Below are 4403 nucleotides of genomic sequence, written 5' to 3' on the forward strand. Positions count from 1 at the left end.
GGCGGCCCGTGGGCGGCGGCTCCACGATGCGCGGCCAGCTCAGGCATCTCATCGAGATCTGCCGGCCCCCGCAGGTCTCCCTCCAGATCCTGCCGTTCCTCTCCGGCGGCCACTCGGCGGAGGGCGGCCCGTTCACCATCGTGCGGCTGCCCGGCAGCGAGTTGCCCGACGTTGTCTACCTCGAACAACTCGCCACCGGCCTCTATCCCGACCGTCCCGCCGAGATCGAGTGCTACTGGGACGCCATGAACCGCCTGGCCGTCGAGGCCGAGTCACCGGACGAAACGCCCACGATCCTGCACCGCATCCTCCAGGAGACCTGACCACACGGCGGGAGCGGACTCAGCTCTTGCGAGCGACACCGCCGTACTGGTGGACCTCCGCGGGAAGGCCCAGCGCCTCGGTGTCGGGGCGCCAGCGCGAGCACGACGCCACGCCCGGTTCGAGCAGCTCCAGTCCGTCGAAGTAGCGCGCGAGCTGCTCGGGGGTGCGGAGGATGTAGGGGATCGAACCGCCCTCGTTGTACTGCTGGATGGCCTGGACGTAGGCCTCGCTGGTGGCGGTGCTGTCGTACTGCACGAGGAAGCTGCCGGAGGGCAGCCCGGCCACCAGTTCCCGCACGATCGAGCACGCCTCGTCGTGGTCCTCGATGTGGCCGAGGATGCCCATCAGCATGAGGGCGACGGGCTTGTCGAAGTCCAGGGTCTTCGCGGCCTCCCGCAGGATCGTGGCGGGGTCGCGCAGGTCGGCGTCGACGTAGTTGGTGACCCCTTCCGGGGTGCTGGTGAGCAGCGCGCGGGCGTGGGCCAGCACCAGCGGGTCGTTGTCGACGTAGACGATCCGGGACTCCGGGGCCACCCGCTGGGCGATCTGGTGGGTGTTGTCGACGTTCGGCAGCCCGGTGCCTATGTCCAGGAACTGCCGGACACCCTCCTCACCGGCCAGATGACGGACGGCGCGGGCGAGGAAGTACCGCGCCGCGCGGGCGCCGGTCTCGATGCCGGGGAAGATCTCACGGAACGCGTCGCCGGCCACCCGGTCGACCTCGTAGTTGTCCTTCCCGCCCAGCCAGTAGTTCCAGATCCGAGCCGACTGCGGCACAGAGGTGTCGATCTTGGGCAAGGCCTCCTGTCCGGACTGCTCGGAGTTCTCTGCCTGATCAGCCATGGACGCTCCTGCGTGTGCTGCGACGGGGAAACCCGCCGAACGGTCGAACACCGGTCGTGGACGTCCACGTTAATCCCCGAGGCTCGCCTCATGTGAATCATCTGCCTCAACAGGCCTGTACCCGCAGCCTGTTGGGACCCGAACGCAGAGGTTTACCCACCTGCCCGGGACAGCGTCGAGGCCGTCCCGGGCAGCTGGGTACCGGGGGTTACGGGGTGGTCAGGTAGGCCCTTTCGATCGTCTGGGTCAGGGTGTTGCCCGACCGGTCCGTCAGCTCCGCGCGCAGGGAGACGGAGCCCGCCGTCGCCGGGTGCTTCAGAGACAGGTGCGTGCCGCCGACGGACTTGGCGGACTGCCAGGTCTTCCCAGGACACCTGGAACGCCAGCTTCGCCGGGCGCTGTCCCGCCGCCGCGCCCTCGACGGTGAAGGGCACCTCGAAGCGCTTGCCGGCCTTCGCCGTGCTGGCCAGGGTCAGGTCGGGGCTGAAGCGGACCGTGGACAGCGGCAGTGCGGTGAACTCGCTGTCCGGGGTCTTCGCCGAGCGGAAGGTCCACTCCGCGCGGACGTGGGTGCTGACCGGGTACACGGCCGGGTCACGGGAGTTGTCGACGGTCAGCCTGTACGCGGTGTCCTCTGCCGGAACCGTGTACTCGGTGAGCCCGTCGGTCGGCGGGATGCCGTAGTCGTCGGCTATCTCCTTGCCGTCCGCCTCCAGCCTGGTCGTCACCGCGGTCGTGTTGCTGATGCCCCAGTGTCCGGCGCCGTCGCCGAACAGCGGGAGGTACGCCCTGACGGTGTTCCCCATGCGGGCGACACCGGGGAAGCCCCCGGCGGGTCCGAGCTGTCCGGTGCCGGCCAGTGCCGGGCCGAAGACGCCGACGTTGAAGCGCTCCTGATAGCTGTGACCGGCCTTCCAGGTCTGCGGCATCCGCATGAGGAAGTTCTCGAAGACCGACTCCCGGTCCTCACCGGAGACCTGCCAGGTGCGCACGGACCACTTCACACCGTTGTCGAGGATGTACTCGGTGCTCCGGAACGGCAGGTCGCCCCGCATGTCGGTGAAGCCGAACACCAGGTCGCCGTCGGGCAGGTGCGGGCTCACCTCGGCCTGGACGCGCCGGCCGTCGACGGCCTCGCCCACCTGGAGGTCGACCTTCGCCAGCCGCTTCCGCTCGACCTTGGCGGTGAAGCCGTCCAGGTTGCCCTTCCGGTGCCAGGCCGCGTGGTAGTTGACGCGACTGCCGTCCGCGCCCTGTGCGGACCAGCCGCCGGAGTACAGGGCGTTGAGCCCGTCCACGGGCTCCCCGCCGCCGAGCCGCCCGAACCGCGAGCCCTTGAAGGTCGGCATCAGGTACTCGAGTGAACCGTCCCGCTTGCCCTCGCCGCGTCCGAAGCCGATCAGGACGGTGGCGTCGGTGTTCTCGGCCGCCGGGTCCGGCACGGTGATGTCCACCGGCTTCGCCTTCCGGGCGTCCACGGTGACGGTCTTGTCGCCGTCCAGCCGGAACCTCGGCTCCACCAGCACGGCGTGGGTGGGCGACGAGATCTCCGGGTGGACGACCCCGCTGAGGATGTAGTCGCCCTTGGGCAGCCGTACCGTCACCTCGCCGTCCTGCTCGTCGGCGTACTCGGCGTAGAAGTCGCCGTCGAAGTCGGCGACCGAGGTGGCGGCGTCCCCGGTCGGCGCGCCGTTCTCGTCGAGGTGCTTCAGCGTCAGGCTGTACGACTCCACCTCACGCGCCACACCGACGGCCGACCGCACCTGGGCCTTGCCGTCGGCCGACGTGGCCTGCACCGAACCGCCGAAGCTGCCGTCGGCGCTTCCCGCGCGGGTGTCCGCCGTGACCTCGGCGCTCGCGGTGCCGCCCGCCGGGACGGTGATCCGCTGCGGGGACACGCTGAACATGCCCTCGGCGGCGGGCTTTCCGTCCACCGCGAAGTCGTCGACGGACAGGTCGAGGGTGACCGGCTCGGTGCCGAGGTTGCGGTAGGTGAGCTGCTTGGTGGACGGCTTGTCGTCGTCGTGCGGCCACTGCTGCTCGCCGAAGTCGAGCGGCCCCTGCTCGGTGACGACGTTCTGGCCCAGCGCCCGGACCAGGTCGGTACGGCCGGTGCCCTGCTGGAAGGAGCTGTACGTGCCCGGCTTCGCGGAGCCGGTGAGGACCGCCTTGAGACGCTCGCCGCTCCAGTCGGGATGCTGCTGGGCGAGGAGGGCGGCGGCGCCCGCGACATGCGGGGTCGCCATGGACGTACCGTCGAGGGTGGCGTAGCCGGGGACGCCGGAGGGGTACTCCTTCTCGACGATGCTGCCGGCCGCCGCCGCTGCCGTGATCTCGACGCCGGGCGCGGTCAGGTCCGGCTTGACGCCGCTGTCCCCGACCCGCGGGCCGCGACTGGAGAAGTCGGCGAGTGCGTCGGACTTGTCGACCGCGCCCACGGTGAGCGCGGCGTCCGCGCTGCCGGGCGAGCCGACCGTGCCCTCGCCGAACTCGCCCTCGTTCCCGGCCGCCACGACGAAGAGCGTGTCGGATTCGGCGGAGAGCCGGTTCACGGCCTCCTCCATCGGGTCGGTGCCCGGCAGGTCGGTGCCGCCGAGGCTGAGGTTGACGACGTCCGCCTTCTGGGCCACCGCCCACTCCATGCCGGCGATGATCCCGGAGTCCGAGCCGAAGCCGGTGTCGTCCAGGACCTTGCCGTTGAGGATCTTCGCGCCCGGCGCGACCCCCTTGTACTTGCCCCCGGACTTGGCGCCGGTGCCGGCCACGGTGGACGCCACGTGCGTACCGTGTCCGAACTTGTCGCCGGTGCCGTCGGAGCCCGAGAAGTCCTTCTCCTCGACCACCTGGTCCGCCAGATCGGGGTGGGAGGTGTCGACGCCGGTGTCCAGGACGGCGACCTTCACCCCGGTGCCGTCGTATCCGGCGGCCCACGCGGCAGGTGCGCCGATCTGCGGGACGCTTCTGTCGAGCGAGGCCTTGCGCCGGCCGTCCAGCCAGACCTTCTCGACGGCCCCGGACTCGTCCGTGGTGACGGTGTCCCAGAAGTCGGCCGTGCGCTTCTTGACGGAACGCATCGACTTGCCGTTGACCACGGGCAGCGTGCGGCCCATTCGGGCGCCGGCCTCGGTGAACGGGCTCATCGAGGGCGTCTTCTTGCCCTTGAACGTGACGATCAGCGGTACGTCGGACCGGCCCGCGTCGTCGTAGCCGTCCTTGAGCAGCTGGGTCACGTCGAA

At 70.4% G+C, this 4403-nt stretch carries 3 protein-coding genes; 1 reads left to right on the forward strand and 2 read right to left on the reverse strand.

All coding sequences use genetic code 11. The features are described from left to right. A partial coding sequence (locus JF597_RS53115; RefSeq protein ID WP_294014172.1) for a DUF5753 domain-containing protein occupies positions 1-323 on the forward strand: 323 nt, incomplete at its 5' end. A gap of 19 nt (positions 324-342) precedes the next feature. On the opposite strand, the gene JF597_RS53120 is transcribed toward JF597_RS53115, so the two are convergent. Together JF597_RS53120 and JF597_RS53125 are read right to left on the reverse strand one after the other, a co-directional pair. Then, entirely contained in the window at positions 343-1167 is an 825-nt protein-coding gene (locus JF597_RS53120; protein WP_294014174.1) for an SAM-dependent methyltransferase, read from the reverse strand. A 152-nt stretch (positions 1168-1319) separates the two neighbouring features. Then, the coding region (locus tag JF597_RS53125; protein WP_294014176.1) for a S8 family serine peptidase at positions 1320-4403 on the reverse strand (3084 nt) is incomplete at its 5' end.

Source organism: Streptomyces sp., assembly GCF_019510245.1.
Taxonomy (GTDB): domain Bacteria; phylum Actinomycetota; class Actinomycetes; order Streptomycetales; family Streptomycetaceae; genus Streptomyces.